Annotated in this window: 28 protein-coding genes; all 28 read left to right on the top strand. The window is 47.8% G+C overall.

The genetic code is table 11. From position 1 onward, the window contains the following. The first annotated feature begins 21 nt into the window (after positions 1 to 21). The gene (rplD, locus tag KCG48_RS08120; RefSeq protein WP_211801172.1) at positions 22 to 642 is read left to right on the top strand and encodes a 50S ribosomal protein L4; all 621 of its coding nucleotides are present in this window, start codon (positions 22 to 24) and stop codon (positions 640 to 642) included. After that, positions 642 to 941 (top strand): 50S ribosomal protein L23, encoded by a 300-nt coding sequence (gene rplW, locus KCG48_RS08115; RefSeq protein WP_211801171.1) that lies wholly within the window; start codon positions 642 to 644, stop codon positions 939 to 941. The genes rplD and rplW overlap by 1 nt, the downstream gene beginning before the upstream one ends. Positions 942 to 1012: 71 nt before the next feature. Further along, positions 1013 to 1843 (top strand): 50S ribosomal protein L2, encoded by an 831-nt coding sequence (gene rplB / locus KCG48_RS08110; protein WP_211801170.1) that lies wholly within the window; start codon positions 1013 to 1015, stop codon positions 1841 to 1843. A gap of 69 nt (positions 1844 to 1912) precedes the next feature. Continuing rightward, positions 1913 to 2191, top strand: coding sequence for a 30S ribosomal protein S19 (rpsS, locus tag KCG48_RS08105; RefSeq protein ID WP_211801169.1), 279 nt, complete (start codon positions 1913 to 1915; stop codon positions 2189 to 2191). Between the two features lie 30 nt (positions 2192 to 2221). Next, positions 2222 to 2557: a 50S ribosomal protein L22 gene (rplV, locus tag KCG48_RS08100; RefSeq protein ID WP_211801168.1), complete on the top strand. Its 336-nt coding sequence runs from the start codon at positions 2222 to 2224 to the stop codon at positions 2555 to 2557. Between the two features lie 20 nt (positions 2558 to 2577). After that, positions 2578 to 3243 carry a 30S ribosomal protein S3 gene (gene rpsC, locus KCG48_RS08095; protein WP_211801167.1) on the top strand — a complete coding sequence of 222 codons (666 nt, stop codon included), beginning with the start codon at positions 2578 to 2580 and terminating at the stop codon, positions 3241 to 3243. A gap of 31 nt (positions 3244 to 3274) precedes the next feature. Beyond that, positions 3275 to 3709 (top strand): 50S ribosomal protein L16, encoded by a 435-nt coding sequence (gene rplP / locus KCG48_RS08090; protein WP_211801166.1) that lies wholly within the window; start codon positions 3275 to 3277, stop codon positions 3707 to 3709. Beyond that, positions 3709 to 3921, top strand: a complete 213-nt coding sequence (rpmC, locus tag KCG48_RS08085) for a 50S ribosomal protein L29 (protein WP_211801165.1) — start codon at positions 3709 to 3711, stop codon at positions 3919 to 3921. Before rplP ends, rpmC begins: the two co-directional genes overlap by 1 nt. A gap of 21 nt (positions 3922 to 3942) precedes the next feature. Beyond that, positions 3943 to 4197 carry a 30S ribosomal protein S17 gene (gene rpsQ / locus KCG48_RS08080; protein ID WP_211801163.1) on the top strand — a complete coding sequence of 85 codons (255 nt, stop codon included), beginning with the start codon at positions 3943 to 3945 and terminating at the stop codon, positions 4195 to 4197. A 24-nt stretch (positions 4198 to 4221) separates the two neighbouring features. Then, positions 4222 to 4593: a 50S ribosomal protein L14 gene (gene rplN, locus KCG48_RS08075; protein WP_211801161.1), complete on the top strand. Its 372-nt coding sequence runs from the start codon at positions 4222 to 4224 to the stop codon at positions 4591 to 4593. 17 nt (positions 4594 to 4610) lie between these two features. Beyond that, positions 4611 to 4925: a 50S ribosomal protein L24 gene (rplX, locus tag KCG48_RS08070; protein WP_211801159.1), complete on the top strand. Its 315-nt coding sequence runs from the start codon at positions 4611 to 4613 to the stop codon at positions 4923 to 4925. 24 nt (positions 4926 to 4949) lie between these two features. Then, positions 4950 to 5492 (top strand): 50S ribosomal protein L5, encoded by a 543-nt coding sequence (gene rplE, locus KCG48_RS08065; RefSeq protein ID WP_211801157.1) that lies wholly within the window; start codon positions 4950 to 4952, stop codon positions 5490 to 5492. Between the two features lie 15 nt (positions 5493 to 5507). Continuing rightward, complete coding sequence (locus KCG48_RS08060; protein ID WP_211801156.1) at positions 5508 to 5693, top strand: type Z 30S ribosomal protein S14; 186 nt, start codon at positions 5508 to 5510, stop codon at positions 5691 to 5693. A gap of 28 nt (positions 5694 to 5721) precedes the next feature. Next, positions 5722 to 6120, top strand: a complete 399-nt coding sequence (rpsH, locus tag KCG48_RS08055) for a 30S ribosomal protein S8 (RefSeq protein WP_211801154.1) — start codon at positions 5722 to 5724, stop codon at positions 6118 to 6120. Between the two features lie 37 nt (positions 6121 to 6157). Continuing rightward, complete coding sequence (gene rplF, locus KCG48_RS08050; RefSeq protein WP_211801152.1) at positions 6158 to 6697, top strand: 50S ribosomal protein L6; 540 nt, start codon at positions 6158 to 6160, stop codon at positions 6695 to 6697. 23 nt (positions 6698 to 6720) lie between these two features. Then, complete coding sequence (gene rplR / locus KCG48_RS08045) at positions 6721 to 7080, top strand: 50S ribosomal protein L18 (protein ID WP_211801150.1); 360 nt, start codon at positions 6721 to 6723, stop codon at positions 7078 to 7080. A gap of 15 nt (positions 7081 to 7095) precedes the next feature. Beyond that, positions 7096 to 7593, top strand: coding sequence for a 30S ribosomal protein S5 (gene rpsE / locus KCG48_RS08040; RefSeq protein WP_211801148.1), 498 nt, complete (start codon positions 7096 to 7098; stop codon positions 7591 to 7593). 12 nt (positions 7594 to 7605) lie between these two features. Then, positions 7606 to 7785 carry a 50S ribosomal protein L30 gene (rpmD, locus tag KCG48_RS08035; protein WP_211801147.1) on the top strand — a complete coding sequence of 60 codons (180 nt, stop codon included), beginning with the start codon at positions 7606 to 7608 and terminating at the stop codon, positions 7783 to 7785. A 23-nt stretch (positions 7786 to 7808) separates the two neighbouring features. Continuing rightward, positions 7809 to 8249, top strand: coding sequence for a 50S ribosomal protein L15 (rplO, locus tag KCG48_RS08030; protein ID WP_211801146.1), 441 nt, complete (start codon positions 7809 to 7811; stop codon positions 8247 to 8249). Next, positions 8249 to 9526: a preprotein translocase subunit SecY gene (gene secY / locus KCG48_RS08025; RefSeq protein ID WP_211801144.1), complete on the top strand. Its 1278-nt coding sequence runs from the start codon at positions 8249 to 8251 to the stop codon at positions 9524 to 9526. The genes rplO and secY overlap by 1 nt, the downstream gene beginning before the upstream one ends. Before the next feature lie 23 nt (positions 9527 to 9549). Next, on the top strand, positions 9550 to 10203 hold the full coding sequence (locus tag KCG48_RS08020; RefSeq protein ID WP_211801141.1) for an adenylate kinase: 654 nt from the start codon (positions 9550 to 9552) through the stop codon (positions 10201 to 10203). After that, on the top strand, positions 10196 to 10945 hold the full coding sequence (gene map / locus KCG48_RS08015) for a type I methionyl aminopeptidase (protein WP_211801139.1): 750 nt from the start codon (positions 10196 to 10198) through the stop codon (positions 10943 to 10945). Before KCG48_RS08020 ends, map begins: the two co-directional genes overlap by 8 nt. A 32-nt stretch (positions 10946 to 10977) precedes the next feature. Continuing rightward, the gene (locus KCG48_RS08010) at positions 10978 to 11250 is read left to right on the top strand and encodes a KOW domain-containing RNA-binding protein (protein ID WP_211801138.1); all 273 of its coding nucleotides are present in this window, start codon (positions 10978 to 10980) and stop codon (positions 11248 to 11250) included. 7 nt (positions 11251 to 11257) lie between these two features. Continuing rightward, on the top strand, positions 11258 to 11476 hold the full coding sequence (infA, locus tag KCG48_RS08005; RefSeq protein ID WP_211801136.1) for a translation initiation factor IF-1: 219 nt from the start codon (positions 11258 to 11260) through the stop codon (positions 11474 to 11476). A gap of 18 nt (positions 11477 to 11494) precedes the next feature. Next, on the top strand, positions 11495 to 11608 hold the full coding sequence (rpmJ, locus tag KCG48_RS08000; protein ID WP_003373491.1) for a 50S ribosomal protein L36: 114 nt from the start codon (positions 11495 to 11497) through the stop codon (positions 11606 to 11608). A gap of 38 nt (positions 11609 to 11646) precedes the next feature. Further along, positions 11647 to 12015: a 30S ribosomal protein S13 gene (rpsM, locus tag KCG48_RS07995; RefSeq protein ID WP_211801135.1), complete on the top strand. Its 369-nt coding sequence runs from the start codon at positions 11647 to 11649 to the stop codon at positions 12013 to 12015. Positions 12016 to 12027: 12 nt separating this feature from the next. Beyond that, the gene (rpsK, locus tag KCG48_RS07990) at positions 12028 to 12429 is read left to right on the top strand and encodes a 30S ribosomal protein S11 (protein ID WP_211801133.1); all 402 of its coding nucleotides are present in this window, start codon (positions 12028 to 12030) and stop codon (positions 12427 to 12429) included. A 92-nt stretch (positions 12430 to 12521) separates the two neighbouring features. Further along, a partial coding sequence (locus tag KCG48_RS07985; protein WP_230977056.1) for a DNA-directed RNA polymerase subunit alpha occupies positions 12522 to 13259 on the top strand: 738 nt, incomplete at its 3' end.

Raw genomic sequence — 13259 nt, 5'->3', positions numbered from 1 at the left:
TAGGAGAAAGGAGGATACAAAATGCCTACAGTAGGATTATTCAATATTGAAGGAAATAAGGTTGGAGAGCTTTCCCTGAACGAGAAAGTATTCAACGTTGAAGTGAATGCCGCAGTGCTGCACCAAGTCGTTGTTGCACAGCTGGCCAACAAGAGACAGGGAACACAGTCTGCCAAGACCAGAGCTGAAGTCAGAGGTGGCGGAATCAAGCCATGGAGACAGAAGGGAACAGGCCGTGCAAGACAGGGTTCCATCCGTTCACCCCAGTGGGCCGGCGGCGGTATCGTATTTGCGCCCAAGCCAAGAAGCTACAGGGTATCCCTTCCAAAGAGCATGAGAAGAGTGGCGATGAAGTCTGCTCTCACCAGCAAGGTTCTGGAGAACGAAATGATCGTTCTGGAAAGCCTGGAGCTGGACGCACCCAAGACGAAGACCATCGTGGCTATGCTTAACGCATTCGAAGCCAAGAAGGCCCTCATCGTTACGGCAGAGTCCAACGCCAATGTCTACAAGTCTGGAAGAAACATTGAAGGAGTCCAGGTTATGCCTGTGAACAACATCAACGTTTACGACCTGCTGAAGTATGAAAAACTCATCATCACCAAGGATGCTGTATCGAAGCTCGAGGAGGTGTACGCATAATGAAGAATCTGACATCGTATGATATCATCAGAAAGCCGGTCATCACCGAGAAGTCCATGGGTGCCATGTCCGACAAGAAGTATACGTTCCTGGTACATCCTGAGGCCAATAAGGTCCAGATCAAGAGAGCGGTAGAAGAAGTGTTCGGGGTAAAAGTACTGGACGTTAAGACCATGAACTCCCTGGGAAAATACAAGAGAATGGGCGTTCACGTCGGGAAGAGATCCGACACCAAGAAGGCGATTGTCACTTTGACCGCCGACAGCAAGACCATCGAGTTCTTCGACAACATGAACTAGTCGAAAAACGACGGATCGGTCCAAATATTGGTTTCTTAAACCAGATAAGACAATTAAGGAGGAAAGTTTAAATGGCTATTAAGACCTATAAGCCAACTACACCCTCAAGAAGAAATATGACGGTTAACGCGTTCGTGGAAATCACCACGGACAAGCCAGAAAAGTCCCTTCTTGTAGCCAAGAACAGAACCGCAGGCAGAAATGCCCAGGGTAAGATCACTGTTCGGCACCGTGGTGGTGGCGCAAAGAGAAAGTACAGAATCATTGACTTCAAGAGAAATAAGGATGGAATCCCCGCAAGAGTGGCAACCATCGAATACGATCCAAACCGTTCCGCATTCATCGCCCTGGTGGTTTATGCTGACGGCGAGAAGAGATACATCCTGGCACCTGTAGGCATCAAGGTTGGAGACGTTCTGGTTTCCGGCAAAGACGCTGACATCAAGCCCGGAAATGCTCTTCCCCTGCTGAACATCCCTGTAGGTACCACGGTTCACAACATTGAACTGGCTGCCGGCAAGGGTGGACAGATGGTCCGATCTGCCGGTACCTCCGCTCAGCTGATGGCAAAGGAAGGCAATTATGCCACCCTGAGACTGCCCTCCGGTGAAATGAGATACGTCAGAATCGAGTGCCGTGCTACCATCGGTGTGGTTTCCAACCAGACTCACGAAATCATCAAGATCGGTAAGGCCGGACGTAAGAGACACATGGGTATCCGTCCCACCGTCAGAGGTTCTGTCATGAACCCGGTTGACCATCCGCATGGTGGTGGTGAGGGTAAGTCCCCCATCGGAAGACCTGCGCCTGTTACACCTTGGGGCAAGCCTGCTCTGGGATACAAGACCAGAAAGTCCAAGAAGTATTCCGACAGACTTATCATTAAGAGAAGAACCAAGTAGGAAGACACTCTTCCTCACTGGAAGAGCTCTTCTACTATCTCAATATTTCCGAAGGGAGGAAAATAAACAGTGAGTAGATCAGTAAAAAAAGGACCTTTCGTACACGAAGGGCTCATGAAGAAAATAAATGAAATGAACCAAGCTAGAGAAAAGAAAGTGATCAAGACTTGGTCCAGAAGCTCAACAATTTTTCCAGAAATGATCGGGCACACCATCGCAGTTCATGACGGAAGAAAGCATGTTCCAGTCTATATCTCTGAGGATATGGTTGGACATAAGCTCGGTGAGTTCGCACTTACAAGAACTTACAGAGGACATGTCAGCGAGAAGAAGTCAAAGGTAAGATAATCTCACCGTTATCGAAAGGAGGATCACGAAATGGAAGCTAGAGCGATAAATAAGTATGTCAGAATGTCTCCGCTGAAGGTTGGAATAGTTCTCGACCTCATTCGAGGAAAGAACGTCACCGACGCGATGAACATTCTTGAATTTACACAAAAAGATGCGGCTGTAGTCATCAACAAAGTGTTGAAGTCTGCTGTGGCCAATGCTGAAAATAACCTTGAACTCAACAGAGATTCCCTTTATGTGTCTGAGGCCTATGCAGGACCTGGACCGGTCCTGAAGAGATTCCAGCCCCATGCGCAGGGAAGAGCATTCAGCATCATGAAGAGAACCACACACATCACTGTTGTGGTCAAAGAAAGAGCTTAAGAAAAGGAGGGAATGAAATAGTGGGACAGAAAGTTAATCCACATGGACTTAGAGTTGGAGTCATCAAGGATTGGAACGCAAGATGGTATGCAGACAAGAAGAATTTTGCAGACAATCTGATTGAAGACCAGAAAATAAGAGAATTCATCAAGAAGAGACTGTTCAACGCTGGAATTTCTCAGGTTGAGATCGAAAGAGCAGCCAAGAGAGTGAAGATCAACATCCATACCGCAAAGCCTGGTGTAGTCATCGGCAGAGGTGGATCAGGAATCGAAGCCCTGAAGAAGGAAATGCTTCCTTTGGTCAACGGCAAGACTCTTCTTCTGAACATCGTTGAAATCAGAAACGTGGACGGAGATGCACAGCTCATGGCTGAAAGCATTGCTGCACAGCTGGAAAAGAGAATTTCCTTCCGTAGAGCCATGAAGCAGACCATTCAGAGAGCCATGAGAACTTCAGGCGTTAAGGGTGTGAAGACCACTTGCGGCGGAAGACTGGGCGGAGCTGAAATCGCCAGAACAGAAACCTACCGTGAGGGAACCATTCCGCTGCAGACCCTGAGAGCGGATATCCAGTACGGATTTGCAGAAGCAACCACCACATACGGAAAGATCGGAGTTAAGGTCTGGGTCTACAAGGGCGAGGTACTTCCTGTTAAAAAAGCGAAGGAAGTTGTCAACGCTTAAGAGAATAGACTAAGAAAGGAGGAATTCGACTATGTTAATGCCTAAGAGAGTTAAACGTCGTAAAGTTCAAAAAGGCAGAATGAAGGGAAAAGCCACTAGAGGTAATTTCCTTGCCTATGGAGACTATGGAATACAAGCTACCGAATGCGGCTGGATCACATCCAATCAGATCGAATCTGCGCGTGTAGCCATTAACAGATACATCAGAAGAGGTGGAAAACTCTGGATCAAGATTTTCCCCGATAAGCCAATCACGGCAAAGCCAGCAGAAACCAGAATGGGATCCGGTAAGGGTGCTGTGGAGTACTGGGTGGCAGTTGTCAAGCCTGGAAGAGTTCTTTTTGAACTTTCAGGAGTAGACGAAGAGAAGGCAAGAGAAGCCATGAGACTTGCTCAGCATAAGCTTCCTGTAACCACGAAGTTCGTCACAAGAAGAGATTTTGAAGAAATGGGTGGTGAAGAATAATGAAGGCTAGAGAGTTAAAGAATTTGAGAGCCGGCAGCTCTGAAGATCTTGCTGCTAAGCTTCATGATCTCAAGGAAGAGCTTTTCAACCTGAGATTTCAGCTTGCTACCGGGCAGTTGGAGAACCCCATGAGAATTAAGGAAGTTCGCAAATCCATTGCCCAGATTAAAACCATCATTAGAGAAGAAGAGATTAAGGCTGTAGAAAACTAGTCCTGAAAGGAGGTCAACTTCATGGAGAGAAATAACCGTAAGACCAGAATTGGGGTCGTAGTATCCGATAAGATGGAAAAAACCATCGTCGTCGCAGTTAAGACGAAGGTCAGACACCCCCTGTATGGAAAAACAATGAACGTCACAAAGAAGTTCAAAGCTCATGACGAAAATAATGAAGCAAACATCAATGATACCGTAATGATTATGGAAACAAGACCTTTGTCCAAGGACAAGCGATGGAGACTTGTGGAAATTGTCGAAAAAGCTAAGTAGCTTATAGCTGAAAGGAGGTAAATCATGATTCAGCAGCAGACATTGCTTAAAGTTGCGGATAATTCCGGAGCAAAAGTAATCATGTGTATAAAGGTACTCGGCGGATCCCGTAGAAGATATGCCCGAGTAGGAGATATCATCGTTGCCAGCGTTAAGAGTGCAACACCTGGTGGAGTTGTCAAGAAGGGTGAGGTAATCAAGGCAGTCGTTGTACGTACTGTTAAGGAGACCCGCAGACCTGATGGAACATACATCAGATTCGATGAGAATGCAGCAGTAATTATCAAAGAGGACAAGAACCCAAAAGGTACCCGTATCTTTGGGCCAGTTGCAAGAGAGCTTAGAGATAAAGACACATTCTCTAAAATCCTTTCTCTAGCACCTGAAGTTCTTTAGAAGGAGAGGTGGCTAAGATGAAGGTTCATGTAAAAAAGAATGACAAGGTCATGGTAATATCAGGCAAGGACAAGGGCAAGGTGTCCGAAGTCATTGCAGTTCTTCCCAAGGTCGGCAAGGTTCTCGTCAGAGACGTCAATGTCGTCAAGAAGCACAAGAAGCCCAGCAGACAGAACATGGAAGGCGGAATCCTCGAGACCGAGGCCCCGATTTTCAGTGCGAAGGTTATGCTGTACTGCGAAAAGTGCAAGGCAGTGACCAGAATTGCCAAGAAGATCACCGAGGACGGAACAAAAGTAAGAGTATGCAAGAAGTGCGGCACCGTACTTTAGTAAATATCGAAAGGAGGACCATTGATGATTCCAAGATTACAGGAAGTTTATAATGAGAAAGTCGTTCCCCAGATGATGGAGAAATTTTCATACAAGAATGTGATGGAAGTTCCCAGACTGGAGAAGATCGTCGTCAACATGGGTGTTGGCGAAGCGAAAGACAATGCAAAGGTATTGGAAGCAGCAGTAGCGGATCTGACCCTGATCTCTGGCCAGAAGCCAATCATCACCAGAGCCAAGAAGTCTGTTGCTAACTTTAAAATAAGAGAGAATATGCCCATTGGTTGCAAAGTAACCTTGAGAAAGGCCAAAATGTACCAGTTCGCCGACAAGCTGATCAACATCGCTCTTCCCAGAGTTAGAGACTTCAGAGGCGTTTCCGACAAGTCATTCGACGGAAGAGGAAACTACACCATCGGAGTCAAGGAACAGCTCATATTCCCCGAGGTTGAGTATGACAAGATTGATGCAATCAGAGGAATGGACATCGTATTCGTAACAACAGCGAAGACTGACGAAGAAGCACGAGAACTGTTAAGGTTCCTCGGAATGCCATTTGCTCAATAATAAGGAGGGAATAACGTGGCACGTAAGGCTATTATAGAAAAGTGGAAGAAAGACCCGAAATACCCTACACAGGCTTACACCAGATGCAGACTTTGCGGAAGACCCCATTCTGTGCTGAAGAAATACGGCATCTGCAGAATTTGCTTTAGAGAACTTGCATACAAGGGAGAAATTCCTGGTGTCAAGAAGGCAAGCTGGTAAACTCGATATAGTGAAAGGAGGCAAATAAATGGTTATGACTGATCCTATAGCAGACCTTTTGACGAGAGTCAGAAATGCGAATTCTGCTAGACATGAAGTTGTGGAAGTACCATCTTCTAAGGTTAAGAAGGCGGTTGCAAATATATTACTTGAAGAAGGATATGTTAAGGGCATCGAGGAGTACAACGACGGTGTTGTTCCGATGATGAGAATTGCCCTGAAGTATGGCAGCAATAAAGAAAGAGTTATCACTGGTCTGAAGAGAATCTCCAAGCCAGGACTCAGAGTTTACTGCAAGGCTGAAGAAGTTCCAAAGGTTCTGAATGGTCTTGGAGTTGCTGTAATTTCAACATCCAAGGGAGTTTTGGCCGATCGAGAGGCTAGAAAGCTTGGACTCGGTGGAGAAGTGATCTGCTACATTTGGTAGTCAGGATCGCCATCTTATTTAACAGGAGGTTAGATGAATGTCAAGAATTGGTAGAATGCCAATAGCAATTCCTGCCGGAGTCACCTTTAATGTTTCACCAGAAAATGTTGTAACAGTAAAAGGACCTAAAGGCACACTGGAAAAGGCTATGCACAAGAATATCACCATCACCGTTGAAGACGGTACGGTTAATGTGACAAGACCCAACGATGAGAAGGAAAACAGAGCCCTCCACGGACTCGTTCGATCCCTTGTCAACAACATGGTAGTGGGCGTATCCGCTGGATACACCAAGACCCTGGAACTGGTCGGTGTTGGTTACAGAGCTCAGCTCCAGGGCAAGAAGCTCGTACTGAACCTGGGTTACTCACATCCCGTGGAATTCGATGCCATCGACGGAATCGAGTTCGAAGTTGCCAGCCCAACCAAGCTCCTGATCAAGGGAATTGACAAGGAACTGGTGGGATCAATCGCGGCTGACGTTCGTGCTTGGAGAAAGCCTGAGCCATACAAGGGCAAGGGAGTCAAGTACGAAGGAGAAATCATCCGACGCAAGGTTGGTAAGACTGGTAAGTAGAAATAGGAAAGGAGTGAACCTTAATGTTCAAGAAGGAAGATAAAAGAGCGAACAGAGTAAGACGTCACGCTAGAGTTCGTAAGAAGATCAGCGGAACATCCGAAAGACCAAGGCTTTCTGTATACAGAAGCGAAAAGAATATCTATGCTCAGATCATCGATGATGTGAACGGAGTAACACTTGTTTCTGCTTCATCAGTAGAAAAAGACTTTGATGGAGTAGGCAGCAACAAGGAAGCCGCAGAGAAGGTTGGAGTTCTGGTTGCCAAGAAGGCACTGGACAAGGGAATCAAGACTGTCGTATTTGACAGAGGTGGATACATTTACCACGGAAGAATTGAAGCCCTGGCCAACGCAGCTCGTGAAGCTGGACTAGAATTCTAAAAGGAGGATAACGAAGTGAGAATAGATCCTAGCACACTAGACCTAAAAGAAAAAGTTGTTCACATAGGTAGAGTTACAAAAGTTGTTAAGGGCGGTAGAAACTTCAGATTCGCAGCTCTTGTAGTTGTCGGAGATGAAAACGGCCACGTCGGAGTAGGTATGGGCAAGTCCATCGAAATTCCGGAAGCGATCAGAAAAGGCGTCGAAGATGCCAAGAAGAACCTGGTTAGCGTAGAAATCGTCGGAACCACCGTTCCCCACAGCATCGATGGAATTTTCGGCACCGGAAGAGTGCTGATCATGCCCGCCACCGAAGGTACCGGAGTTATCGCCGGAGGCCCCGCTAGAGCGGTGCTTGAATTGGCAGGACTGAAGGACGTTCGTGCCAAGTCCCTGGGATCCAACAACCCCAGCAACATGGTAAAGGCGACCATCAATGGACTGGCTAACCTCAGAACCGCTGAGCAGATTGCACAGCTTCGAGGAAAGTCCGTCGAAGAAATATTAGGATAGGAGGGGTTTGACTTGTCTAAGGTTAAGGTAACACTCAAGAAGAGCCTGATCGGAAGAAAGAAGGACCATATCGCCACGGCGAAGGCTCTGGGACTTTCCAAGATTGGCAAAACCATGGAACATAATGATACTCCTCAGATCAGAGGTATGATCAAGAAGATTGAATATCTTCTTCAAGTCGAGGAAGCGTAAAAGGTAGAGGAGGTGTACAGAATATGAAACTACATGAGTTAAAGCCTGTTGCAGGCAGCAGAAAAGCTCAGAAGAGAGTAGGAAGAGGTACCGGTTCAGGACTCGGAAAGACCGCTGGAAAGGGTCACAAGGGTCAGAACGCCAGAACAGGCGGCGGTGTCAAGCCCGGATTTGAAGGCGGACAGATGCCCCTATACAGAAGACTCCCCAAGAGAGGATTCACCAACATCTTTGCTAAGCAGATCGTAGAAGTTAACGTTGAAAGACTGAACATCTTCGAGAACGGCACAGAAGTTACCGAAGCCCTGCTGAAGAAAACCGGAATCGTATCCAAGATTCTTGACGGCGTCAAGATCCTCGGAAACGGAGAACTGACCAAGTCCCTGACCGTTAAGGCTACTAAATTCTCGAAGTCAGCCCAGGAAAAGATCGAAGCTGCCGGAGGAAAAGTTGAGGTGATTTAATGCTACAGACGCTGAAGAATGCTTGGAAGCTTGAGGACCTGCGCAAAAGGATACTGTTTACCGTGTTCATCGTCTTCATCTTCAGACTAGGTAATTTTATAGCTGTTCCTAATATTGACACGACAGCCTTAAAAGAGCTGGCAAATTCGCAGACGCTGGTTGGTTTTTATGATTTGATCTCCGGTGGAGCCTTCGGCAATTTTAGTATTTTTGCCATGGGTGTCACACCTTACATCAACGCATCAATCATCATGCAGCTCATGAATGTGATCATCCCCAAACTGGAACAACTATCCAAGGAAGGACAGGAAGGAAGAGCCAAGATCCAGAACTACACCAAGTATCTGGCCGTGGCCATCGGTATCGTTCAGGCATACGGCACTTATGTGCTGATCTACAATGCCGGAGCAGTGGAGAAGGATTCCCTTCTCAACACCATCCTCATCATCATGACCCTGCTTGCAGCATCCATGTTCCTGATTTGGCTGGGCGACCGGATAACGGAGAATGGAATTGGAAACGGCGTGTCCGTTCTGATCTTCATCAACATCGTATCCCGTATCCCCACCATGGCTGCTCAGGTCATTACCCTGTACAGGGGCGGTTCTGTTGACATCGTCATGCTCGCCTTATTCGTTCTCGCCATGCTCGCCCTGTTTATCGGAACGGTCGCTTTCTCCCTGGGAGAAAGAAAGATCCCTGTTCAGTATGCCGGCCGGGTCAGCGGAACAAAGCAGATCAAGGGACAGTCTTCGCACATCCCGGTAAGCGTCAGTTCAGCATGTGTTATCGCCATCATTTTTGCCATGTCGGTCATGCAGTTCCCAGCAACTCTGGCGGAGTTCTTCCCGAAATCCACCGTGCTGAAATGGCTGACCAGTAATGGCTGGAGTATCTTCAAGGTGAATTCGTGGGGATATATCATCGCATATGTCGTCCTCGTCATTTTCTTTGCGGTATTCTATACGCAAATCACCATGAAGCCTGAAGAAATGGCCGAAAACATGGCCAAGTCAGGTGGATATGTCGCCGGAATCAGACCAGGAGTCGCCACGGCGAAGTACCTGGAAAAGATCCTCACCAGGGTTGCCCTGGTCGGCGGAATCTTCGCCGCCGCCATCGCCGTCTTCCCCATCGTCCTCGAGGGATTCACCGCATTCAAAGGCCTGGCCTTTGGAGGAACGGTAATCTTCATCATGGCAGGTGTGGCACTGGATACGATGCGGCAGCTGGAATCTCAGCTGGTCATGAGACACTATAAGGGATTCCTGAAGTAGTAATGAATTTGGAGATGATACCGTTGAGAATTATTTTATTGGGTCCTCCTGGCGCCGGTAAAGGAACCCAGGCCCAGTCAATCAGCAACAAGTATGCCATTCCCCATGTCTCCACCGGAGACATCTTCCGGAAGAATATTTCGGGAGGAACGGAACTGGGTGTGCTCGCCAAGAGTTACATGGACAAGGGACTTCTCGTTCCGGATACCGTAACCATTGATCTGGTCAAGAACAGGCTAAAGGAAGAAGACACCAAGAACGGATTTTTGCTTGACGGATTTCCAAGAACGATCAACCAGGCAGATGTCCTGGAAGAGTTGCTTAATCAGGATGGGAAAAAGATTGATGTGGCGCTCCTGATCACGGTTCCCCGGGAGTTCATCATCCAGCGGATGACTGGACGAAGGGTTTGCCAGAACTGTGGAGCTTCCTACCATCTGGAGTTCAACCCGCCAATGCAGAAAGACACCTGTGACGACTGCGGATCAGAACTGATTCAGCGGAAGGATGACAGCCGGGAAACCGTGGAGGAGAGACTGGAGATATATGATTTCCAGACCCTGCCCCTCATCGACTACTACACCCGCAAGGGCATTTTGAAGTCCGTGGACGGTACCCAGGCCATCAACGAAGTGTTCAATGACATCAATGACATTTTGGGTGGAATCCATGATTAACATTAAAACCGCTCGAGAGATCGAGCTCATGAAGAACGCTGGACGTTTGGTCGGCGAAACGCTGAAGCTGTTGGAGTCTCAGATTAGACCCGGAATTTCCACCTTGGCTCTGGACAAAATCGCGGAAGAATTTATAATGGAGCATGGAGCAATTCCATCCTTCAAGAATTATAACGGCTTTCCCGGTTCCATCTGCGCCTCGGTGAATCATGTGGTCATTCACGGGATTCCGAGCAAAGCGGTAATTTTGAAGGAAGGCGACATCATTTCCGTGGACTGTGGGGCATTGCTCCAGGGGTTTCACGGGGACGCAGCCCGGACCTTCAGAGTGGGTCAGGTTTCGGAAGAAGCTGACCGGCTGATCAAGATTACGGAGGAGAGTTTCTTCAAAGGGCTGGAACAGGCAAAGGTCGGCCAGCATCTGGGCGACATTTCCGCAGCCATTCAGAAGCATATCGAATCCAACGGATTCAGCGTCGTGCGCGATTTTACCGGACACGGGATTGGGCGGGATCTTCATGAGGCACCAAGCATCCCCAACTACGGAACAGCACTTCGGGGACCGAAGCTGCGGGCAGGAATGGCACTGGCCATTGAGCCCATGGTCAATGTGGGCTTGTACCATGTCAAAGTGCTGGAGGACAACTGGACAACGGTTACTCGAGACGGAAAATTGTCTGCGCACTATGAAAACACGGTCATCATCACAGAGGACGGTCCGCTGATCACCACACTTCTTTAGAAGTGGCTGAAGAAGGAACGGGGGAACAATTATTGAACAAAGAACTGGTTGGATGGCTCGTCCGATCCAAAAAAGGCCGGGACAGCGGTAAGCTGTACATCGTGGCAGACGTCCTGGACGACTTCCACGTGGCTCTCATGGACGGGCAGAAGTTCAATTTCACGAGACGAAAGCGGAAGAACAAAAAACATCTTTGGATTCTTACGAAGGCAGACGCGGACGTGGTTCAAGGAATTATGTCCAGGGATGAGAAATGCTTACCCAATATATTCAAGCTCTTGGAGCTTGAGGCGAAGGAGGTATGATTACCTTATGTCAAAAGAAGATGTTATTGAGATGCAGGGCGTGGTCAAGGAATCACTTCCCAATGCGCAGTTTGTGGTGGAGCTGGAAAGCGGACACATCATCAACGCGCATCTCTCAGGAAAATTGCGGATGAACTTTATCAGAATTCTTCCAGGAGACCGGGTGACAATAGAATTGAGCCCATACGACCTTTCAAAAGGACGGATCACCTGGAGGGCAAAGTAATTAAGGAGGGTTAGCGAGATGAAAGTTAGACCATCAGTTAAGCCTATTTGCGAAAAGTGCAAGGTTATCAAGAGAAAAGGCAGAGTAATGGTAATTTGTGAGAACCCGAAGCACAAGCAAAAACAGGGCTAAAGAGTAAATTTCGAGTATACCAGGAGGTGTAGAATTACATGGCAAGAATATCAGGTGTTGACCTGCCAAAGGCAAAAAGAGTCGAAGTAGGTTTGACCTACATTTACGGCATCGGACTGTCTACAGCAAGAACCATCCTCAAGGAAACCGGAGTAAACGGGGACACCAGAGTTAAGGATCTTTCTGAAGAAGAAGTTAATGCAATCAGAGACTATATCGGCAAGAACATCAAGGTGGAAGGCGATCTCAGAAGAGAAGTAGCCCTGAACATCAAGAGACTTGTAGAAATCGGATGCTACAGAGGCATCAGACACAGAAAGGGACTTCCCGTCCGCGGACAGAAGACCAAGACCAATGCAAGAACCAGAAAGGGTCCCAAGAAGACCATCGCAAATAAGAAGAAGTAAGGAGGGAAGAAAATGGCAGCAGCTAAGAATGCAAAGAAAGTCGTTAGAAGAAGAAGAGAAAGAAAGAACATTGAACATGGTCAGGCCCATATTCAGTCTACTTTCAACAACTCCATCATCACCATCACCGATGCCGCAGGAAATGCGCTTTCCTGGTCCAGCTCAGGATCCCTCGGATTCAGAGGCTCCAGAAAGAGCACACCTTACGCTTCCCAGATGGCCGCTGAGACAGCCGCTAAGGCAGCTATGGAGCACGGTTTGAAGAGTGTTGAAGTTTACGTCAAGGGACCTGGTTCAGGTAGAGAAGCAGCCATCCGTTCACTGCAGGCTGCAGGACTTGAAGTTACACTGATCAAGGATGTTACGCCAATTCCGCACAACGGATGCAGACCTCCGAAGAGAAGAAGAGTATAGCTTAAAGTTTCAACGGTTACCTGGACGAGAGATCTGGGATCTGGAATCAGTTGCCCTCAGACAGTTGCCAATAATCTGAGGAGGGTTAATTAATGTTTGAAATAGAGAAGCCAAAAATTCAGTGTGTGGAAACCAGCGAAGATGGAACCTATGGTAAGTTCGTAGTGGAACCTCTCGAGAGAGGCTATGGAATTACTTTAGGTAATGCATTGAGAAGAATGCTTTTGTCCTCCCTGCCTGGCGTTGCCCCCAGTTCCGTCAAGATTGACGGTGTCCTTCATGAGTTCTCCACAGTTCCCGGCGTCCGCGAGGATGTGACGGAGCTGATCCTGAACCTGAAGGGCCTGTACATCAAGATGAACGGCGAAGGCCCCCGCAAGATCTATGTAGATGCCAAGGGACCCGGTGTTGTCACCGCAGGCGATATCAAGACAGACGGCGACGTGGAGATTGTCAACAAGGATCTCTACATTGCCACCCTGGAAGAGGATGCAAAGCTGTACATCGAAATCAACGTGGACAGAGGACGCGGTTATGTGTCCCAGGCTCGGAACAAATCCGATGCTCTGGCCATCTCCACCATCCCCATGGATTCGATCTACACCCCAGTGAAGCGTGTAAACTTCACTGTGGATAACACAAGAGTCGGTCAGATCACGGATTATGACAAGTTGACTCTTGAGCTATGGACCAATGGGACCATTTTGACTGAAGAAGCCATAAGTCTTGCAGCAAAAGTACTTATCGAGCACTTCAAGCTGTTCATGACACTGACCAATCATGCCAACGATGTGGAGGTTATGATTGAGAAGGAAGACGACAAGAAGGAA

This window comes from Proteiniclasticum sediminis (assembly GCF_018128025.1).
Classification (GTDB): Bacteria; Bacillota; Clostridia; order Clostridiales; family Clostridiaceae; genus Proteiniclasticum; species Proteiniclasticum sediminis.
This window is presented reverse-complemented; position numbering and strand designations above follow the sequence as displayed.

Coding starts and splice junctions, on each gene's coding strand:
- rplD (WP_211801172.1), top strand. CDS start 22: ATGCCTACAGTAGGATTATTCAATATTGAAGGAAATAAGGTTGGAGAG.
- rplW (WP_211801171.1), top strand. CDS start 642: ATGAAGAATCTGACATCGTATGATATCATCAGAAAGCCGGTCATCACC.
- rplB (WP_211801170.1), top strand. CDS start 1,013: ATGGCTATTAAGACCTATAAGCCAACTACACCCTCAAGAAGAAATATG.
- rplV (WP_211801168.1), top strand. CDS start 2,222: ATGGAAGCTAGAGCGATAAATAAGTATGTCAGAATGTCTCCGCTGAAG.
- rplP (WP_211801166.1), top strand. CDS start 3,275: ATGTTAATGCCTAAGAGAGTTAAACGTCGTAAAGTTCAAAAAGGCAGA.
- rpmC (WP_211801165.1), top strand. CDS start 3,709: ATGAAGGCTAGAGAGTTAAAGAATTTGAGAGCCGGCAGCTCTGAAGAT.
- rpsQ (WP_211801163.1), top strand. CDS start 3,943: ATGGAGAGAAATAACCGTAAGACCAGAATTGGGGTCGTAGTATCCGAT.
- rplN (WP_211801161.1), top strand. CDS start 4,222: ATGATTCAGCAGCAGACATTGCTTAAAGTTGCGGATAATTCCGGAGCA.
- rplX (WP_211801159.1), top strand. CDS start 4,611: ATGAAGGTTCATGTAAAAAAGAATGACAAGGTCATGGTAATATCAGGC.
- rplE (WP_211801157.1), top strand. CDS start 4,950: ATGATTCCAAGATTACAGGAAGTTTATAATGAGAAAGTCGTTCCCCAG.
- rpsH (WP_211801154.1), top strand. CDS start 5,722: ATGGTTATGACTGATCCTATAGCAGACCTTTTGACGAGAGTCAGAAAT.
- rplF (WP_211801152.1), top strand. CDS start 6,158: ATGTCAAGAATTGGTAGAATGCCAATAGCAATTCCTGCCGGAGTCACC.
- rplR (WP_211801150.1), top strand. CDS start 6,721: ATGTTCAAGAAGGAAGATAAAAGAGCGAACAGAGTAAGACGTCACGCT.
- rplO (WP_211801146.1), top strand. CDS start 7,809: ATGAAACTACATGAGTTAAAGCCTGTTGCAGGCAGCAGAAAAGCTCAG.
- secY (WP_211801144.1), top strand. CDS start 8,249: ATGCTACAGACGCTGAAGAATGCTTGGAAGCTTGAGGACCTGCGCAAA.
- map (WP_211801139.1), top strand. CDS start 10,196: ATGATTAACATTAAAACCGCTCGAGAGATCGAGCTCATGAAGAACGCT.
- infA (WP_211801136.1), top strand. CDS start 11,258: ATGTCAAAAGAAGATGTTATTGAGATGCAGGGCGTGGTCAAGGAATCA.
- rpmJ (WP_003373491.1), top strand. CDS start 11,495: ATGAAAGTTAGACCATCAGTTAAGCCTATTTGCGAAAAGTGCAAGGTT.
- rpsM (WP_211801135.1), top strand. CDS start 11,647: ATGGCAAGAATATCAGGTGTTGACCTGCCAAAGGCAAAAAGAGTCGAA.
- rpsK (WP_211801133.1), top strand. CDS start 12,028: ATGGCAGCAGCTAAGAATGCAAAGAAAGTCGTTAGAAGAAGAAGAGAA.